This window comes from Pseudomonas peradeniyensis, from assembly GCF_014268935.2.
Classification (GTDB): Bacteria; Pseudomonadota; Gammaproteobacteria; order Pseudomonadales; family Pseudomonadaceae; genus Aquipseudomonas; species Aquipseudomonas peradeniyensis.
Genome location: NZ_JABWRJ020000002.1, coordinates 988,703 through 1,006,767, shown reverse-complemented (window position 1 = coordinate 1,006,767; position 18,065 = coordinate 988,703). Strand labels below are relative to the sequence as shown.

General features: G+C 66.0%; 19 protein-coding genes and 2 tRNA genes. 13 read left to right on the top strand and 8 right to left on the bottom strand.

The genetic code is table 11. From position 1 onward, the window contains the following. Nucleotides 1-60: 60 nt before the first annotated feature. Both HU751_RS14030 and HU751_RS14025 read right to left on the bottom strand, forming a co-directional pair. Nucleotides 61-137, bottom strand: a tRNA-Asp gene (locus HU751_RS14030). A gap of 13 nt (nucleotides 138-150) precedes the next feature. Next, nucleotides 151-226 (bottom strand) — tRNA-Val (locus HU751_RS14025). Between the two features lie 216 nt (nucleotides 227-442). On the opposite strand from HU751_RS14025, the gene rdgC reads away from it, so the two are divergent. Next, nucleotides 443-1,363, top strand: coding sequence for a recombination-associated protein RdgC (gene rdgC / locus HU751_RS14020; RefSeq protein ID WP_028690157.1), 921 nt, complete (start codon nucleotides 443-445; stop codon nucleotides 1,361-1,363). Nucleotides 1,364-1,366: 3 nt separating this feature from the next. Here the strand turns inward: rdgC and HU751_RS14015 are convergent, their stop codons facing one another. After that, nucleotides 1,367-1,819, bottom strand: coding sequence for a protein YgfX (locus tag HU751_RS14015; RefSeq protein WP_186732031.1), 453 nt, complete (start codon nucleotides 1,817-1,819; stop codon nucleotides 1,367-1,369). Then, on the bottom strand, nucleotides 1,803-2,057 hold the full coding sequence (locus HU751_RS14010; protein WP_028690159.1) for an FAD assembly factor SdhE: 255 nt from the start codon (nucleotides 2,055-2,057) through the stop codon (nucleotides 1,803-1,805). Before HU751_RS14010 ends, HU751_RS14015 begins: the two co-directional genes overlap by 17 nt. A 133-nt stretch (nucleotides 2,058-2,190) precedes the next feature. Here HU751_RS14010 and ygfZ point away from each other — a divergent pair, with 133 nt between their 5' ends. Together ygfZ and HU751_RS14000 are read left to right on the top strand one after the other, a co-directional pair. After that, on the top strand, nucleotides 2,191-3,132 hold the full coding sequence (gene ygfZ, locus HU751_RS14005) for a CAF17-like 4Fe-4S cluster assembly/insertion protein YgfZ (RefSeq protein ID WP_186732030.1): 942 nt from the start codon (nucleotides 2,191-2,193) through the stop codon (nucleotides 3,130-3,132). A 55-nt stretch (nucleotides 3,133-3,187) separates the two neighbouring features. Continuing rightward, a complete protein-coding gene (locus HU751_RS14000) occupies nucleotides 3,188-3,994 on the top strand; it encodes an HDOD domain-containing protein (RefSeq protein WP_050703963.1) in 807 nt (268 codons plus the stop codon). Nucleotides 3,995-4,017: 23 nt separating this feature from the next. Here HU751_RS14000 and HU751_RS13995 read toward each other — a convergent pair whose 3' ends face one another. Together HU751_RS13995 and HU751_RS13990 are read right to left on the bottom strand one after the other, a co-directional pair. Further along, on the bottom strand, nucleotides 4,018-5,397 hold the full coding sequence (locus tag HU751_RS13995; RefSeq protein WP_096048587.1) for a sensor histidine kinase: 1,380 nt from the start codon (nucleotides 5,395-5,397) through the stop codon (nucleotides 4,018-4,020). Further along, nucleotides 5,390-6,061: a response regulator gene (locus HU751_RS13990; protein WP_028690163.1), complete on the bottom strand. Its 672-nt coding sequence runs from the start codon at nucleotides 6,059-6,061 to the stop codon at nucleotides 5,390-5,392. The genes HU751_RS13995 and HU751_RS13990 overlap by 8 nt, the downstream gene beginning before the upstream one ends. Before the next feature lie 199 nt (nucleotides 6,062-6,260). Here HU751_RS13990 and HU751_RS13985 point away from each other — a divergent pair, with 199 nt between their 5' ends. The 5 genes from HU751_RS13985 (at nucleotide 6,261) to HU751_RS13965 (ending at nucleotide 11,645) form a co-directional block, all read left to right on the top strand. Next, on the top strand, nucleotides 6,261-7,550 hold the full coding sequence (locus tag HU751_RS13985; RefSeq protein ID WP_186732029.1) for an OprD family porin: 1,290 nt from the start codon (nucleotides 6,261-6,263) through the stop codon (nucleotides 7,548-7,550). Between the two features lie 31 nt (nucleotides 7,551-7,581). Then, on the top strand, nucleotides 7,582-8,562 hold the full coding sequence (locus HU751_RS13980; RefSeq protein ID WP_028690165.1) for a Bug family tripartite tricarboxylate transporter substrate binding protein: 981 nt from the start codon (nucleotides 7,582-7,584) through the stop codon (nucleotides 8,560-8,562). Nucleotides 8,563-8,650: 88 nt separating this feature from the next. Continuing rightward, a complete protein-coding gene (locus tag HU751_RS13975; RefSeq protein WP_186732028.1) occupies nucleotides 8,651-9,109 on the top strand; it encodes a tripartite tricarboxylate transporter TctB family protein in 459 nt (152 codons plus the stop codon). A gap of 3 nt (nucleotides 9,110-9,112) precedes the next feature. After that, nucleotides 9,113-10,627, top strand: coding sequence for a tripartite tricarboxylate transporter permease (locus tag HU751_RS13970; protein WP_186713086.1), 1,515 nt, complete (start codon nucleotides 9,113-9,115; stop codon nucleotides 10,625-10,627). Beyond that, nucleotides 10,620-11,645, top strand: coding sequence for an AbrB family transcriptional regulator (locus tag HU751_RS13965; protein ID WP_186732027.1), 1,026 nt, complete (start codon nucleotides 10,620-10,622; stop codon nucleotides 11,643-11,645). Before HU751_RS13970 ends, HU751_RS13965 begins: the two co-directional genes overlap by 8 nt. A 36-nt stretch (nucleotides 11,646-11,681) precedes the next feature. Here the strand turns inward: HU751_RS13965 and ung are convergent, their stop codons facing one another. Beyond that, complete coding sequence (gene ung, locus HU751_RS13960) at nucleotides 11,682-12,374, bottom strand: uracil-DNA glycosylase (RefSeq protein ID WP_062572990.1); 693 nt, start codon at nucleotides 12,372-12,374, stop codon at nucleotides 11,682-11,684. 128 nt (nucleotides 12,375-12,502) lie between these two features. On the opposite strand from ung, the gene dspII reads away from it, so the two are divergent. Further along, nucleotides 12,503-13,609, top strand: a complete 1,107-nt coding sequence (dspII, locus tag HU751_RS13955) for an enoyl-CoA hydratase/isomerase DspII (RefSeq protein ID WP_186732026.1) — start codon at nucleotides 12,503-12,505, stop codon at nucleotides 13,607-13,609. 13 nt (nucleotides 13,610-13,622) lie between these two features. Here dspII and HU751_RS13950 read toward each other — a convergent pair whose 3' ends face one another. Next, entirely contained in the window at nucleotides 13,623-14,060 is a 438-nt protein-coding gene (locus HU751_RS13950) for a hypothetical protein (RefSeq protein WP_062572988.1), read from the bottom strand. A 212-nt stretch (nucleotides 14,061-14,272) separates the two neighbouring features. Between HU751_RS13950 and HU751_RS13945 the strand changes: the two genes are divergently transcribed. From HU751_RS13945 to HU751_RS13930, 4 genes are all read left to right on the top strand, one after another. Further along, nucleotides 14,273-15,763, top strand: a complete 1,491-nt coding sequence (locus HU751_RS13945; RefSeq protein ID WP_186732025.1) for a sensor domain-containing diguanylate cyclase — start codon at nucleotides 14,273-14,275, stop codon at nucleotides 15,761-15,763. After that, complete coding sequence (locus tag HU751_RS13940; protein WP_186732024.1) at nucleotides 15,756-15,977, top strand: cysteine-rich CWC family protein; 222 nt, start codon at nucleotides 15,756-15,758, stop codon at nucleotides 15,975-15,977. The genes HU751_RS13945 and HU751_RS13940 overlap by 8 nt, the downstream gene beginning before the upstream one ends. A 34-nt stretch (nucleotides 15,978-16,011) precedes the next feature. Then, the gene (locus tag HU751_RS13935; protein ID WP_186732023.1) at nucleotides 16,012-16,704 is read left to right on the top strand and encodes a pseudouridine synthase; all 693 of its coding nucleotides are present in this window, start codon (nucleotides 16,012-16,014) and stop codon (nucleotides 16,702-16,704) included. A gap of 379 nt (nucleotides 16,705-17,083) precedes the next feature. Next, nucleotides 17,084-17,968: an alpha/beta fold hydrolase gene (locus HU751_RS13930; RefSeq protein WP_186732022.1), complete on the top strand. Its 885-nt coding sequence runs from the start codon at nucleotides 17,084-17,086 to the stop codon at nucleotides 17,966-17,968. Nucleotides 17,969-18,065: the final 97 nt, after the last annotated feature.

The window sequence follows — 18,065 nt, the reverse complement described above, 5'->3', positions numbered from 1 at the left end:
GACCCTAAGGTCGCTTTCTCTGTTGCTTCCGAGTGTTCAGTGGGCCCTGGAAGCTAAATATGGCGCGGCGGACGGGACTCGAACCCGCGACCCCCGGCGTGACAGGCCGGTATTCTAACCGACTGAACTACCGCCGCGCTATACATCGAGTGGTGGGTGATGACGGGATCGAACCGCCGACCCTCTGCTTGTAAGGCAGATGCTCTCCCGGCTGAGCTAATCACCCTTCGTCTCGGTGTGGCGCGCATTCTACGGAGGACCTCCTACCCTGGCAAGCACTTTTTTCAAAATTTTTGAAAAAAATTTCCAGGCCTTTCAAAGACCTAGCCGCGCCACGATTTTCTTCCTCCATATAGGACTGCTGGCCCTATGACAGGGTTGGCCTGGAAGCGCCCCTCGGAGAATAATGCCCGCCTTATGTATTAAGGAGAGATTCCCCCTCATGTGGTTCAAGAACCTGCTGTCCTATCGCCTGACCCAGGAAGTACCGTTCGAGGCAGAGGCCCTGGAGGCCGCCCTGGCCAGCAAGCCGGCCCGCCCCTGCGCCAGCCAGGAACTGACCACCTACGGTTTCGTCGCGCCGTTCGGCAAGGGCGAGGACGCCCCCCTGGTCCACGTCAGTGGCGAGTTCATGCTGATTGCTGCCCGCAAGGAAGAACGCATCCTGCCCAGCAGCGTGGTCAACGACGCGGTCAAGGAGAAGGTCGAGGAGATCGAGACCGAGCAGATGCGCAAGGTCTATAAAAAGGAACGCGACCAGATCAAGGACGAGATCATCCAGGCCTTCCTGCCGCGCGCCTTCATCCGTCGTTCGATGATCTTCGCCGCCATCGCCCCACGCCTGGGCATGATCCTGGTCAACTCGGCCAGCGCCAAGCGCGCCGAAGACCTGCTGTCGACCCTGCGTGAAGTGATCGGCTCGCTGCCGGTGCGCCCGGCCACCGTGAAGATCGCACCGAGCGCGACCATGACCGACTGGGTCAAGTCGCAACAGGCCGCCGAGGGCTTCTTCGTCCTCGACGAGTGCGAACTGCGCGACACCGCAGAGGACGGCGGCATCGTGCGCTGCAAACGCCAGGACCTGACCAGCGAGGAAATCCAGCTGCACCTGAGCACCGGCAAGCTGGTCACCCAGCTGGCCCTGGCCTGGCAGGACAAGCTGTCGTTCGTGCTCGACGACAAGATGGTGATCAAGCGTCTGAAGTTCGAGGAGCTGCTGCAGGAGCAGGCCGAACAGGATGGCGGCGACGAGGCCCAGCAACAGTTCGACGCCAGCTTCCAGCTGATGATGATGACCTTCACCGAGTTCCTGCCGGTGCTGTTCGAAGCCCTGGGCGGCGAAGAGATCCCGCAGGGGGTCTGAGGGTCAGGCCGGCGCGGCCCAGCGGCGCCGGCTGAACTTCAGGCGCACCCGCAATCGCCGGTGCGCCTCACGATCCAGTGCGTCCCTGGGGATGCACTGGCTCTGGCTTAACCTGCGCCCCTTGGGCACGAACCGCAAAACCACCATGCTCGGCAGGGCGACGCTATCCCGGCACAGACGCGCCGGCTGCCAGCCCCGGGCGCGGCTATATATACGCCAACCACGCAGGTCACGGCGCAGGCCGGTGATGGCCTCGGGATGTATCAGCAGGATTCGCCGGGGAACGGCCCAGCAGGCATGGGCAAGACAGGAGACGGCCAGCAGGCCGCACAGCCATCCGGGCAGCGCTATCAGCGCGAGGGTAAGCAGTGCCAGCGCCAGGCTGGCGAGGTAGGCCGTCAGCAGCAGGCGCGAGCCTTGCCAACGGCACTCGAAGCATTCACTTGGGCTGGACACGGTCCAGGATGATGCGGACCATGCGCTGCAGCTCCGGGTCCTCGGACTCGCTGCGCTCCATGAACCAGCCGAACATGTCCTGATCCTCGCAGGTCAGCAGGCGACGATACAGCTCGCGGTCCGCTTCGCTCAGGCTCGGGTAGACCTCCTGGGTGAAAGGTACCAGCAGCACGTCCAGTTCCAGCATGCCGCGGCGGCTGTGCCAGAAAAGCCGGTTGAGTTCAGTTTGTTCGACCATGGGGCCCTCCTCGAGTGGTCGCGCAGTATACCGCGCAGTGAACGAAGCGGCACAAGGCGTTGGTCTAGTCACCTACCTATTTTGTTACCGGCGTTCTATGATGGCCGCCAGTCTTTAGCTACCGCGATGACCCATGGCCGATTCCGCTTTCTTCTGTACCCTCTCCCATGAGGGCATCCTCGCCGTCCGCGGCTCCGACGCCGGCAAGTTCCTGCAAGGTCAGCTGACCTGCAACATCGGTTACCTCAGTGACCAGCATGCGAGCCTTGGCGCCCGTTGCATGGTCAAGGGCCGCATGCAGTCGAGCTTCCGTATCCTGCCCGAGGGCAATGGCTACCTGCTGGCCATGGCCAGCGAGCTGCTCGAGGCGCAACTGGCCGACCTGAAGAAGTACGCGGTGTTCTCCAAGGCCACGCTGAGCGACGACAGCGCCGCCTGGACGCGCTTCGGCCTGCAGCAGGGCGACGCCACCCTGCAGGCGCTGGGCCTGTCCGTGGCGGACGAGGCCGGCGCGACCGCCCGTCATGATGGCCAGATCGCCGTCCGCGCCTCGGCCGGCCGGGTCGAACTGTGGGTACCCGCCGATCAGGCTGGCGCCGTTCGTGAAAAACTCGCCGCCACACTGCCCGAAGGCACGCTCAACGACTGGCTGCTGGGCCAGGTCCGCGCCGGCATCGGCCAGGTCATGGGCCCGACCCGCGAGTTGTTCATCCCGCAGATGATCAACCTGCAGGCCGTCGATGGCGTGAGCTTCAAGAAAGGCTGCTACACCGGCCAGGAAATCGTCGCCCGCATGCAGTACCTGGGCAAGCTCAAGCGCCGCCAATATCGCCTGGCGCTGGCCGAGACAGCGGTACCCCAGCCGGGCGCCGAGATCTTCTCGCCGACCCACGGCTCGTCGGTCGGCGAGGTGGTGATCGGGGCCAGTACCGGCAGCGCCGTCGAACTGCTGGCCGTGCTCAGCGCCGAAGCGGTGGCGGACGACAACCTGCACCTGGGCAGCCTGGAAGGCCCGCGCCTGACGCTGCTCGACCTGCCTTACGAACTGGACCGCGACCGGGAAATCCAGCGCTGACCAGCCCGCCCCGGCGGCATGCCGGGGTTGCACCACCTTTGCCGTAGAGAAGTCCATGAACAAGCTGGCCGAGAAGGTCCAAGCGCAACTGCTCGCCGCCATCGACCGGGACGACCTGGTCCTGCCGACGCTGCCGGAAGTCGCCCTGAGCATCCGCGAAGCCGCCGAAGACAGCGAGATCAGCGTTTCCGCCCTGAGCAAGGTGATCGGCCGCGACGCCGCGCTGTCGGCCCGCCTGATCAAGGTGGTCAACAGCCCGCTGATGCGCGCCGCCGTCGAAGTCACCGACCTGCACACCGCCATCACCCGCCTGGGCATCAACTACAGCTGCAACCTGGCCATCGGCCTGGTGATCGAGCAGATCTTCCATGCCCGCGCACCGGCGGTGGAGCACAAGCTGCGGGATATCTGGGCCAACAGTCTGGAAGTCGCGGGCATCAGCTATGAACTGTGCCGACGCTACACCCAGCTCAAGCCCGACCAGGCCACCCTCGGCGGCCTGGTGCACCAGATCGGCGCCTTGCCGGTACTGATCTATGCCGAGGAGCACAATGAGCTGCTGTCCGATCCGATCTGCCTGCATTTCGTGATCGAGCAGATCCAGCCGGTGCTGGGTGACAAGATCCTCAGCGCCTGGGAATTCCCCGAGCAGTTGGTCAACGTACCCAGCCAGGTGCAGGACCTGGATCGGCGCACCGACCAGATCGACTACATCGACATCGTGCAGATCGCCCGCTGCATCAGCCAGCGCGAACGCAGTCGGCCCCTGGCGGCCCTGCCCGCCTACCGCCACCTGGGGCTGCCCTATGGCACCGAGCTGGATATCGCCGAACTGCTGGATGCGCGGAGCATGCTGCGCTGAATCGACTTGCCCCACGATGACCTTCAATCCGCGATAAAACTCACCCGCACCTTCAGCCCGCCCCGCTCGCCGTCGTGCAGGCTGATCTGCGCCAGATGCGCCCGGCAGATCTCGCCGACGATGGCCAGCCCCAGCCCGCTGCCCTGGGCACTGCGCCGGTAGAAGCGCTCGAACACCCGCTCACGCTCGTCCTCGGGAATCCCCGGCCCGTCGTCCTCGACTTCGAGCACGGCCGGCGCCAGTACCCGCAGGACCACATCGCCACCGGGCGGGGTGTGGGCCAGGGCGTTGTCCACCAGGTTGCTGAGCAGTTCGTTGAGCAGGGTCGGCTCGCCCTTGAGCCACACCGGCGCCTCGGCCTCCAGCGCCAGGGCGACGCCGCGGGCATGGGCCAGGGGCGCCATGGCCATGCCCAGTTCTCGAGCCAGCTGGCTCAGGTCCAGACGCTGGGCGCCGCCCTCGGCGATGGCGCGGGCGCCGTTTTCCACCCGCGCCAACGACAGCAGCTGGTTGGCCAGGTGGGTCAGCCGGTCGGTGCCCTGGGCCGCTGCCTCCAAGGTCTTGCGCCATTCATCCGGCTCCCGTGAGCGCAGCCCCAGTTCGACACGTGCCTTGAGCGCCGCCAGCGGCGTGCGCAGCTCGTGGGCGGCGTCGGCGATGAACTGCGCCTGGCGTTCGAACTGGCCCCGCAAGCGCTCGGTGAAATGATTGAGGCCGCGCACCAGCGGCCCCAGCTCGCGCTGCACCTGGACCACCGGCAGGGCGCGCAAGTCGTCCGGCTGGCGCTCCTCCACCGCCGTGCGCAAGCGCTCCAGCGGGCGCAGCGCGGCACTCACCGCGAACCACACCATCACCAGTGCACCAAAGGCCAGCATGCCCAGGCGCAGCAGGGTATCGGCCATCAGCCCGCGGGCCATGCGCACCCGCGCCTCCTCGGTCTCGGCCACGCGGATCTCGGCCATACCGTTCATGTTCGGTTCGCTCACCGCCTTGAGCAGGCTGACCACACGCACGTCCTGGCCCAGGTAGGTGGCGTTGTAGAAACGCGCCAGCGCCGGATAGTCGTCGGTGCGCGGCGTGCCCGGTGGCGGGGGCGGCAGGTTCTCGTAGCCGGAAATCAGCTTCTGGTGGATGTCCAGCACCTGGTAGTAGATGCGCCCGGCGCTGTCGTAGGCGAAGGTGTCCAGTGCCACGTAGGGCACGTCGGCGCTGAGGGTGCCGTCGCGCTGCGACAGGCCGGCGGCGATGGTCCGTGCCGAGGCCAGCAGGGTCCGGTCATAGGCGGTGTCGGCGGCTTCGCGACCGTTCCAGTAGGCGCTCAGGCCGCTGGCCAGCATCAGCACCACCAGCAGCAGCGCCAGGTTGCCCAGCAAGCGCCCACGCAGGCTGCCGTTGTCACGCATCGCGGTGCTCGAGCAGGTAGCCCAGGCCACGGAAGGTGACGATGGCCACCGGGTGGCCGTCGAGCTTCTTGCGCAGGCGGTGGATGTAGATCTCGATGGCGTCGGGGCTGGCCTCCTCGTCGAGGCCGAACACCTGGGCCGCCAACTGCTCCTTGCTCATCACCCGGCCAGGGCGGGCGATCAGTGCCTCGAGCACGCTCTGCTCGCGCTGGGTCAGGGTCAGCGGTTCGCTGCCCAGGCTGAAGCGTCGGGTATCCAGGTCGTAGACCAGCGGGCCGCAGCGCTGCTGGCGCTCGCCGCCGAGCACGCTGCGGCGCAGCAGGGCCTTGACCCGCGCCTCCAGTTCGGTCAGCTCGAAAGGCTTGGCCAGGTAGTCGTCGGCCCCCAGGTTCAGGCCATGCACGCGGTCCTTCACATCGCTGCGGGCGGTGAGCATCAGCACCGGCAGAGTCTTGCCGCGCCCGCGCAGGCGCGCCAGCACCTCGAAGCCGTCCAGGCGCGGCAGGCCGACATCCAGCACTGCCACGGCGTAGTCCTCGCTGGCCAAGGCCAGGTCGGCGGCAACGCCGTCATGCAGCACGTCCACGGTCAGGCCCTGGCTCTTGAGGGCCTGGGCAACGCTTTCGGCCAGTTGCAGATGGTCTTCGACCAGCAGCACACGCATCGGATTCTCCCTGTTCGGCTGGGCTTTTTGCGCGGAGTGTAACGCCGTGGCGGGTGCTGTGAAGCCCTCGCCGGAAACCTTTCATGCTGAAAGGTTAGCGAAAGGTTGGTTGCCTAGCATCGCACCACGGTCGCCCCGCGCGCCGCAAAAAGCACCAGCAAGGTGCAACACATAAGAACAATAATTGGAGTCACCGACGATGCTGTCCATGCAGCCGCAGGCGTTCGCGCCTACCCGTTCGTTCGCCGCCCGACCTTCCGCCCTCGCCAGCGCCTTCGCCCTTGCCGGTGTCGCGCCCATGAGCCAAGCCGCCTTCTTCGAAGACAGCACGGCCACCTTCGAAACCCGCAACATGTACTTCAACCGCGACTTCCGCGACGGCACCAGCGCGCAGCAATCCAAGCGCGACGAATGGGCCCAGGGGTTCATGCTCAATTTCGAGTCCGGCTACACCGAGGGCACCGTGGGCTTCGGCCTGGACGCGCTGGGCATGGTCGGGGTCAAGCTCGACTCCAGCAAGGACCGCACGGGCACAGGCCTGCTGCCCACCCACGACAACGGCAAGGCGGCTGACGAGTACTCCAAGCTGGGCCTCACCGGCAAGGTCAAGGTCTCGCAGACCGAGCTGAAGATCGGCACGCTGATTCCCGAGCTGCCCACCCTGCAGCCCAACGACGGGCGCATCCTGCCGCAGACCTTCGAAGGCGGCCTGGTCACCTCGAAGGAGATCAAGGGCCTGACCTTCACCGGCGGGCGCCTGGAAAAGGCCAAGGACCGCGACGACAGCAACTGGGAAGACCTGGCCCTGAACAACAAGAACGGTCGCTTCGGCGGCACCTTCAGCGCCGACAACTTCGACATGGGCGGCCTGGACTACCAGTTCACCGACCGCATCACCGGCAGCTACCACTTCGCCCAGCTCGACGACATCTACCGCCAGCACTTCATCGGCCTGCTCGCCACCCAGCCCTGGGGCCCGGGCACCTTCGGCGCCGACCTGCGCCTGGCAGTCAGCGACGACGCTGGCGCGGCCAAGGCCGGCAAGATCGACAACACCACCGTCAACGGCATGCTCAGCTACACCCTGGGCGGGCACAAGGTCAGCGGCGCCTGGCAGCAGTTGTCCGGCGACAGCGCCTTCCCCTACGTCGATGGTGCCGACCCGTACCTGGTCAACTTCGTCCAGATCAACGACTTCGCAGGCGCCGACGAACGCTCCTGGCAGGCACGCTACGACTACAACTTCGCCGCCCTCGGCATCCCCGGCCTGACCTTCATGACCCGCTATATCAGCGGCGACAACGTCAGCCGCGCCGCCGGTGGCGAGGGCAAGGAGTGGGAACGCAACACCGAACTGAAGTACGTGGTACAAAGCGGCCCGTTGAAGAACGTCGCCGTGCGCCTGCGCAACGCCACCTTCCGCTCCAACTTCACCCGCGACGCGGACGAGGTGCGGCTGCTGGTGAGCTACAGCGTGGCTCTGTGGTAACCCATAACAACAACGCTCACGGAGATAGACGATGACCTTTTCACTGCGCCGCCTCGTCCTGGCCACCGGTTGCCTGCTGCTGGCCGGCAACGCCCTGGCCGCCGAACCGAAACGCCCCGAATGCATCGCCCCGGCCTCGCCCGGCGGCGGTTTCGACCTGACCTGCAAGCTGGTGCAGAGCGCCCTGGTCAACGAGAAGATCCTCAGCAAGCCCATGCGCGTGACCTACATGCCCGGCGGCGTCGGCGCGGTGGCCTACAACGCCGTGGTCGCCCAGCGCCCGGCCGACGCCGGCACGCTGGTGGCCTGGTCCAGCGGCTCGCTGCTGAACCTGGCCCAGGGCAAGTTCGGCCGCTTCGACGAGAACGCGGTGAAGTGGCTGGCGGCGGTCGGCACCAGCTATGGCGCCATCGCGGTGAAGAGCGACTCGCCCTACAAGACCCTCGACGACCTGGTCGCGGCGTTGAAGAAAGACCCGAGCAAGGTGGTGATCGGCTCCGGCGGCACCGTCGGCAGCCAGGACTGGATGCAGACCGCGCTGATCGCCAAGGCCGCCGGGATCAATCCGCGCGACCTGCGCTACGTGGCACTCGAGGGCGGCGGCGAGATCGCCACCGCGCTGCTGGGCGGGCACATCCAGGTCGGCTCCACCGACATTTCCGACTCCATGCCGCACATCCAGAGCGGCAACATGCGCATCCTCGCGGTGTTCTCCGACAAGCGCCTGGACGAGCCGGAAATGAAGGACATCCCCACCGCCAAGGAACAAGGCTACGACATCGTCTGGCCGGTGGTGCGCGGCTTCTACCTGGGGCCAAAGGTCAGCGACGAGGACTATGCCTGGTGGAAGGCTTCGTTCGACAAGCTGCTGGCCTCCGAGGACTTCGCCAAGCTGCGTGACCAGCGCGAGCTGTTCCCGTTCGCCATGACCGGCGAGGAGCTGGACGGCTATGTGAAGAAGCAGGTGGCGGACTACAAGGCGCTGGCCCGTGAGTTCGGGCTGATCCAGTAAGCCACTCACACAGCTCCCTCTGTAGGAGCGGCCTTGTGCCACTCCTACAGGGGGCCGCGCCGTGTCGAACATTACCGAGGATTCTCCCATGATCCTGCAACGCCTCTTCGCCCTGGCCCTGCTGGCGCTGTGCGCCGTGCTGGCCGTGATGGCCTGGCCCTACCAGGCCGCCTTCTCCTATGAACCGGTGGGCCCGCGCGCCTACCCGCTGCTGATGCTCGGCCTGATGAGCCTGGGCCTTTTGTACCTGGCGATCCGCCCCACGCCCATCGTGCGCAAGGACGACGAGCCGGAACTGGACCGCGAAAGCCTGATCAAGATCGCCGCCTGCGTCGGCCTGCTGCTCGTCTTCGCCAGCACCTTCGAAGCCCTGGGCTTCATCCTCAGCGCCATCCTGGTCGGCGTGCCCATGGCCCGCCTGTACGGTGGCCGCTGGCTGCACAGCGCCCTGGTGGTGGTGGGCATGAGCCTGTTCCTCTACTGGCTATTCGACCGCGTGATGGACGTGCCCCTGCCCCTCGGCCTGCTCGACGTACTGGAGAACTGACACATGGATACCTTGAGCTACCTGGGCCAGGGCTTCGGCGTCGCCCTGAGCCCGTACAACCTGGTCACCGCCCTGACCGGCACCCTGATCGGCACCGTGGTCGGCCTGCTGCCGGGCCTGGGCCCGATCAACGGCGTGGCCCTGCTGATCCCCATTGCCTTCGCCCTTGGCCTGCCGCCTGAGTCGGCGCTGATCCTGCTCGCTGCCGTGTACCTGGGCTGCGAATACGGCGGACGTATCAGTTCGATCCTGCTGAACATCCCCGGCGAAGCCTCCACCGTGATGACCACCCTCGACGGCTACCCCATGGCCCGCCAGGGCCTGGCCGGCGTGGCGCTGTCGCTGTCGGCCTGGAGTTCGTTCATCGGCGCCTTCATCGCCACCTGCGGCATGGTGCTGTTCGCCCCGCTGCTGGCGAAATGGGCGATCGCCTTCGGGCCGGCGGAGTACTTCGTGCTGATGGTGTTCGCCATCGTCGCCCTCGGCGGCATGGCCGGCGACAAGCCGCTGAAGACCTTCATCGCCGCGCTGATCGGCCTGTTCCTCTCGGCGGTGGGCATCGACGCCAACAGCGGCGTGTACCGCTTCACCGGCGACAGCGTGCACCTGGCCGACGGCATCCAGTTCGTGGTGCTGGTGCTGGGCCTGTTCTCCATCAGCGAGATCCTCCTGCTGCTGGAAAAGACCCACCACGGTCACGTGGCGGTCAAGGCCACCGGGCGCATGCTGTTCAACTTCAAGGAAGCGGCCTCGGTGTTCTTCGTCAACATCCGTTGCGGCCTGTTGGGCTTCTTCATGGGCGTATTGCCGGGTGCCGGCGCGACCCTGGCCAGTGCCGTGGCCTACATGACCGAAAAACGCATCGCCGGCGACAAAGGCAAGTTCGGCAAGGGCGACGCCCGTGGCCTGGCCGCGCCGGAAACCGCCATCGGCGCCTCCTGCTGCGGCGCCCTGGTGCCGATGCTGACCCTCGGCGTGCCAGGCTCGGGCACCACCGCGGTGATGATCGGCGCGCTGACCCTGTACAACATCACCCCCGGCCCGCTGCTGTTCGAACAACAGCCGGACATCGTCTGGGGCCTGATCGCCTCGCTGTTCATCGCCAACCTGATGCTGATCATCCTCAACGTGCCGATGATCCGCGTGTTCACCCGCATCCTCGCCGTGCCGAACTGGGCGCTGGTGCCGGTGATCGCGATCATCACCGCGATCGGTGTGTACGCGGTGCATGCCACCACCTTCGACCTGTTCCTGATGGTCGGCATCGGCATCATGGGTTACATCCTGCGCAAGCTGGACTTCCCGCTGTCGCCGATCCTGCTGGGCTTCATCCTCGGCGGGCTGATGGAACAGAACCTGCGCCGCGCGCTGTCGATCTCCAACGGTGAACTGGGCATCCTCTGGTCGAGCCCGATCAGCATGGGCGTATGGGTGCTGGTGGTGTGCATGCTGAGCCTGCCGCTGCTGCGCATCTGGCGCAAACGTGCCCTGCAGCGCCGGGCCATGGCCGATGCCTGACCGGTCGTTGCCACTGTTCTGGGCCACCGGGCTGGTCGGTCTTGCCGGCGGATTTCTCGCCAGCAAGGTCGGCTGGCCCTTGCCGTGGATGGTCGGCTCGTTGCTGGCGATCATCCTGGTGCGCTGCCTGACCCCCTGGCAGCTCAGCGAAATCCCCAATGGCCGCAAATGCGGGCAATGGATCATCGGCATCGGTATCGGCCTGCACTTCACCCCGGCGGTGATCGAGCAGGTGGCCAGCCACTTCGCGCTGATCTTCTTCGGTGCATTGTTCACCACCCTCTCCAGCGTGATCAGCGTGTGGCTGCTGCGGCGCACCGGTGAAGACCGCGCTACGGCGTTCTTCGCCAGCATGCCGGGCGGCTCGGGCGAGATGGTCAATCTTGGCGCGCGCAACGGCGCGGTGCTCAGCCAGGTGGCCGCGGCGCAGAGCCTGCGGGTGCTGGCGGTGGTGCTGTGCGTGCCGGCGCTGTTCAAGTTCTTGCTCGGCGATGGCGTGCCGCTGAACCATGCCGGCAGCGTGAGCTGGGGCTGGCTGGCGTTGATCGCACCGCTGGGGGTGCTGGTGGCGCTGCTCTGGCAGCGCCTGCGCCAGCCCAATCCCTGGTTGTTCGGGCCGTTGCTGGTGGCAGCCAGCGTGAGCCTGGCGGGCAACCTGCAGATCGGCCTGCCCAACGGCGCCAGCCAGATCGGTCAGTGGCTGATCGGTAGCGGCCTGGCTTGTCATTTCAACCGTGCGTTCTTCCGCCGGGCGCCGTCGTTCCTTGGCCGGACATTGCTGGCCACGGCGCTGTGCATGCTGATCGCCGCAGGCGCGGCCTGGGGGTTGAGCCTGCTGACGCACCTGGACCTGCGCTCGCTGACGCTGGGGATGATGCCCGGGGGCATCGCCGAGATGAGCCTGACGGCGGAGACCTTGCAACTGTCCGTGCCGCTGGTGACGGCGTTGCAGGTGATGAGGCTGTTGTTCGTGCTGTTCCTGGCCGAGCCGCTGTTCAGGCGCTGGGCCAGGTCATGAAATCAAAGGGCCGCGAAGCGGCCCTTTGATTTCATGTCACAACGGTGGCAACGCCCAATCGATCGGCGCCATCCCGCGTTGCTCCAGGAAGCTGTTGGTACGGCTGAAATGCCCGCAACCAAAGAACCCACGGTAGGCCGACAGCGGTGACGGATGCACCGATTTGAGCACCAGGTGCTTGCTGGCATCGATCAGCTTCTGCTTGCTCTGCGCATGGGAGCCCCACAGCAGGAACACCACGTTCGGGCACTGTTCGCTGACCACCTGGATGATCCGGTCGGTGAAGAACTCCCAGCCTTTCTTCGCGTGGGACGCGGCATTGGCGCGCTCCACGGTCATGGTGGTGTTGAGCAGCAGCACGCCCTGCTCGGCCCAGCTCTGCAGGTAGCCATGGGCGGGGATCGGCAGGTTGAGGTCGCGCTGCAGCTCCTTGTAGATGTTGACCAGCGACGGCGGCGTGGGGATGCCCGGCTGCACCGAGAAGCACAGGCCATGGGCCTGGCCGGGGCCGTGGTACGGGTCCTGGCCAAGGATAACCACCTTGACCTGCTCCAGCGGCGTGGAATTCAGGGCGTTGAAGATCAGCGGCCCAGGTGGGTAGATCTCCTTGCCGGCGGCGTACTCCGCACGCAGGAACTCGCGCAGCTGCTGCATGTAGGGCTGGTCGAACTCGGCGCGCAGCGCGGCTTTCCAGCTGGGTTCGAGTTTGATGCGATCGTCGTCGGTCATGGGGGCATCCAAAAGCAAAGTGCCGCGACACTAGGAAAGCCGGGCCAGCTTGTCAATCGATCCGACCGACGACCGGCAGCTTCGCCGCGGCAGGCCATACTGAGGGGATGACCTGCGCGAGGTAGTCCATGTCCATACAATGCGAGGTACTGACCGGCGCCGACGGCGCCCGTATCGGCATCGCCACCCTGGATGCGCCCAAGGCGCTGAACGCCCTGACGCTGCCCATGATCGAAGTGCTCGACGAACGGCTGCGCGCCTGGGCCAGCGATCCCGGGATTGTCTGCGTGCTGCTGCGCGGCAACGGGCCGAAGGCCTTCTGTGCCGGCGGTGATGTCCGCGCCCTGGTCGAGGCCTGTCGCGAACACCCCGGCAGCGTGCCACCGCTGGCCGCGACGTTCTTCGCCAGCGAATACCGCCTCGACCATCGCCTGCACACCTATCCCAAGCCCTTGTTGTGCTGGGGCCACGGCCATGTACTGGGCGGCGGCATGGGCCTGCTGCAGGGCGCCGCGGTGCGTATCGTCACCCCCAGCAGCCGCCTGGCCATGCCGGAAATCAGCATCGGCCTGTACCCGGATGTCGGCGCCAGCTGGTTCCTCGCCCGCCTGCCGGGCAAGCTCGGCCTGTTCCTCGGGCTGACCGGCGCCCCGCTCAATGCCCGCGATGCGCTGGACCTGGACCTGGCCGATCGCTTCCTGGGCGAGCACCAGCAGGAGGCGCTGATCGAAGAACTGCTGCAATTGAACTGGCAGGAGCAGACCGCCCTGCAGCTTAACAGCCTGCTCAAGGCCGAGCAGCACCGCGCCTGCGCCGAACTGCCGCAAGGCCAGTGGCTGACGCGCCGCGCTGTGATCGACGAAGTGCTCGACGTGGCCGATCCGGTGGCGGCCTGGCGGGCCCTGGCCGGCCTGGCCACGCACGCCGATCCCTTGCTGGCGTCGGCCGGCCAGCGCCTGCACGAGGGTTGCCCGCTGACGGCGCACCTGGTGTGGGAGCAGATCCGTCGGGCGCGACACCTGTCGCTGGCGCAGGTGTTCCAGATGGAATACACCCTGAGCCTGAACTGCTGCCGTCACCCGGAGTTCAGCGAAGGGGTGCGCGCCCGTCTGCTGGACAAGGACAACACCCCGCACTGGCACTGGCCGGATGTGGCACAGGTGCCAGCGGCGGTGGTGGAGGCGCACTTCAGCGAGGTCTGGGAGGGGCGCCATCCGTTGGCGGAACTGGGATGACGTCAGTGCCCTGTCACCGCGACCAGCCCCGCTCGCCACCCCGGCCCCCATCGGGTCGACGGTCACGGTTGCCCTGCCCGTTGGAATGCCAGCGATCGCCCCGGCGATCATCATTGCGGTAGTCGTGGCGGTCGCGATCCCGACCGTAGTCGTAGCGCTGGCGGTTGCCGTAGTCGTAACGCGGATTCCCGTGCCAGCGCGGTTGCATGCCGGGCGCTGGATAAGGTCGGTACTGCGGCACCGGCGCCGGCCTGTAGTAACGCGGCGCAGGCTGGTAGTAGTAACGGGTCTGCGGTACCACGTAATAGCGGTCCTGGCGGTAATAGCCTGGGTAAACGTAGCGATCGCTGGTGTAGTAGTCGCTGCGGTAATAGCCGCCGCTCTCGTAGTAAGGGGCGCAGGCGGAGGTCAGCAGTCCGAGCAGGACGACGAGCAGGATTCGTGGGTACATGGCGGCCTCCTGGACCGCAGGGGTGCCCGGCACAGCGACGCTGGCGGGCGTCGACGACAAGCAGTAGGTCGACACAGGATAAGACCGTCGCAACAAGGTTCAGTGCCATTTTCGCAACAAATTGAAACAGGTCCTATACCCCTGAAAAACATGCAGTCATTTTTCAGTCATCTCACTAGAATGTGGCCACCGGCACACCTCACGGGACGATCATGCCCTCGCCTTCCGCCCTGTTCTCGCAACGCTCGCTGATCTTCGCCCTACTGCTGTTGCTGGCCGGCGGCTTCCTCGCCACCTCGCTGCTCGGCTACTACGCCTCGCGCGGTGCGATCCGCGACGGCATCATCAATACCGAGCTGCCGCTGACCTCCGACAACGTCTACTCGGAGATCCAGAAGGACCTGATCCGCCCGGTGCTGATCGCCTCGATGATGGCCCAGGACACCTTCCTGCGCGACTGGGTGCTGGCCGGCGAGCAGGACACCGGGCGCATCACCCGCTACCTGGGCGCGGTGATGGGCAGCCAGGCCACCTGCACCAGCTTCTTCGTCTCCGACCGCAGCCTCACCTACTACCAGGCCAAGGGCGTGCTCAAGCAGGTGCGGGCCGACGCCTGGCGCGACGCCTGGTACTTTCGCCTGCGCCAGTCGAGCAAGCCCTACGAGATCAACGTCGACCTGGACATGGCCAACCAGGACAAGCTCACCGTGTTCATCAACCACCGGGTGCTCGACTACCAGCAGCGTTTCATCGGCGCCGCCGGCGTGGGCTTGAGCGTGGAATCGGTGGTCCGCCTGATCGACGACTACCAACGGCGCTACCAGCGCTCGGTGCTGTTCGCCGACGCCCGGGGCAAGGTCCTGCTGACCGGCTCCGACGGCGGCCCTCATGGCCTGCGCGCCGGACAGCAACTGGCCGACAGCAGCCAGTGGCAGGACCTGCTGGCACGCATGCCGACACCGGCCAGCGGCAGCCACGAGTACACCGACAACGACGGCCACAGCCATTTCCTCAATGTGCGTCTGCTGCCGGAACTGGACTGGTACCTGCTGGTGGACAAGCGCGAAACCGGCGCCCTGGACCGCATCCGCCAGTCGCTGTACCTGAACCTGGTGATCTGCGCCATGATCACCCTGGTGGTCCTGTCGCTGCTCAATGCCATGATCAAGCGGCACCAGGACAACGCCGAGGCACTGGCCACCCTCGACAGCCTCACCGGCCTGCCCAATCGCCGCAGTTTCGACCTGCTTGCCGGCCAGGCGCTCATCGAAGCCCAGCGCGACAGCGCGCCGCTGGTCGCCCTGCTGATCGACCTCGACCACTTCAAGACCCTCAACGACACCCATGGCCACCTGGCCGGCGACGAAGTGCTGCGCCAGTTCGCCAATGTGCTGCAGAGCAGCCTGCGCCAGTCCGATATACTGTGCCGCTGGGGTGGCGAGGAGTTCGTCGTGCTGCTGCGCGAAGCCGAAGGCCGCCAGGCCATCGAAGTGGCGGAAAAGATCCGCCGACGCACCGAGCAACTGACCTTCAGCCATGCCGACCAGCCACTGCGCCTGACCGTGAGCATCGGCCTGTCCGCCCTGCAGCGCGACGACAGCCTGCACAGCCTGCTGACCCGCGCCGACCACGCGCTCTATCGTGCCAAACAAGGCGGACGCAACCGCGTCTGCAGCGAAATGCCCGGACCCGACCATGCCTGATCCTCGACACTGCCCCGCCTGCGGCGCCCTCAACCAGTGCGGCCTGGCCGACCCGCGCAATGCCGCGCAAGGCTGCTGGTGCTTCGACGTGGCCATCGACCCGGCGCTGATCGAGGCCCTGCCTGCCGAACTGCGCGACAAGGCCTGCCTGTGCCCGCGCTGCGCGCAGGTGGACGAGCAGCTCAAGGCAGCACCAGCGCGCACGATCCGCTAGACTGCGCGCCGATTTCCCGCAAGCGACCCGTCCCATGCGCCTCGACCGATTCCTCGGCAACCTGCCCTGCTACAACCGCCAGCAAGTGCGCCTGCTGCTGGCGCAGCGGCGCGTGCGCGTGGATGGCCTGCCGACCGGCGACCCGCTGCTGGAGGTGCGCGAGTTCAACCGCGTCGAGGTCGACCAGCAGGTGCACCAGGCCGGGCGTCCGGCGCGCTACCTGATGCTGCACAAGCCCGCCGGATGCGTCAGCGCAACCCAGGACCCGCAGCACCGCACCGTGCTCGACCTGCTGCCGGAAGAGCTGCGCAATGATCTGCACATCGCCGGGCGCCTGGACTACAACACCACCGGGCTGATGATCCTGACCAACGATGGCCAGTGGTCGCGGCGCCTGACCCAGCCACGGACCAAGCAGCCCAAGACCTATCTGGTGCACACCGAGGACGAGATTGGTGCACATTACATCGATCGGTTCCGCGAAGGGTTCTACTTCGCCTTCGAAGACCTCACCACCCTGCCCGCGCAGCTGGACATCCTCGGCCCGCGCAGCGCGCGCCTGGCCATCGTCGAGGGCCGCTATCACCAGGTGAAGCGGATGTTCGGGCACTTCCAGAACAAGGTGGTGGGACTGCATCGGGAAAGCATGGGGTCGATCACACTGGACCCGATATTGCATCCGGGAGCGTTCAGGGCGCTTACCGACGAGGAAATCGCCTCGGTCTGAGCGGACTCGCCATTCGGCGGTTTCCCACGAAAGATTGCCTCAACGGCACTTGCGCGATCCCGCCCTCCCTGCTTGACTGCTAACTCGTCGGTCTGCATGTGACTCATCGGTCACAACCGCAGTCCAAGACGCCCTTTACCGGCCACCCGGGGTCTCGATGCCCTGGGGCACGGTAATCGCCCGCACAACAATACCGTCGACTACACGCGTCAAGGATCGACACAAGGGCCCACCGGTTTCAGTTCCAGGCGAATGCCTACCTGTCATAAAGCACGTGCACCCTAATGGCCTGTCCGGTCGATTCGGCGCCTAGCCCGCCTGCCGATCGCACACGCCACCAGGTGACGCGAATACCCTTTTTGCGCCAGGAGTCGATGACATGAGGCCAGAAATCGCTGTACTTGATATCCAAGGGCAGTACCGGGTTTACACGGAGTTCCATCGCGCGGAAGGCGCCGAGAAGACGATCATCCTGATCAATGGCTCATTGGCCACCACGGCGTCCTTTGCACAGACAGTGCGCAACCTGCACCCACAGTTCAACGTGGTGCTGTACGACCAGCCGTACGCCGGCAAGTCCAAACCCCACAACCGCCATGAACGGCTGCTGACCAAGGAAGCCGAGGCACACATCCTGCTCGAGCTGATCGAACACTTCCGTGCCGACCACGTGATGTCGTTCTCCTGGGGCGGCGCCTGCACCCTGCTGGCGCTGGCGCACCAGCCGCGACTGGTGAAGAAGGCCATCGTCAGCTCGTTCTCGCCGGTGATCAACGAACCGATGCGCGACTACCTGGAGCGCGGTTGCCAGTACCTGGCCGCCTGCGACCGCTATCAGGTGGGCAACCTGGTCAACGACACCATCGGCAAGCACCTGCCGTCGCTGTTCAAGCGCTTCAACTACCGGCATGTCAGCAGCCTGGACAGCCATGAGTACGCGCAGATGCACTTCCACATCAACCAGGTGCTCGAGCATGACCTGGAGCGGGCGCTGAAGGCCGCGCGCAACATCGACATCCCGGTGCTGTTCATCAACGGCGACCGTGACGAGTACACCACCGTCGAGGATGCCCGCCAGTTCAGCCGCCATGTCGGACGCAGCCACTTCAGCGTGATCCGTGACGCCGGCCACTTCCTCGACATGGAGCACAAGACCGCCTGCGAGGACACCCGCAGCGCAATGCTCGGTTTCCTCAAGCCGGCGCTGCGCGAAACCCGCCACCGCTACACACAGGAAGCGGGGCAGCATGCACTGGCCATCTGAGCGCATCGGCGTCCTGTAGCCCTCGAAAACCGCAGGCTACGGGCCGCCGACAGGCTTTTTTACAGCCTTGGGCTTCTCATTCGGGGAGGGTTCTGGT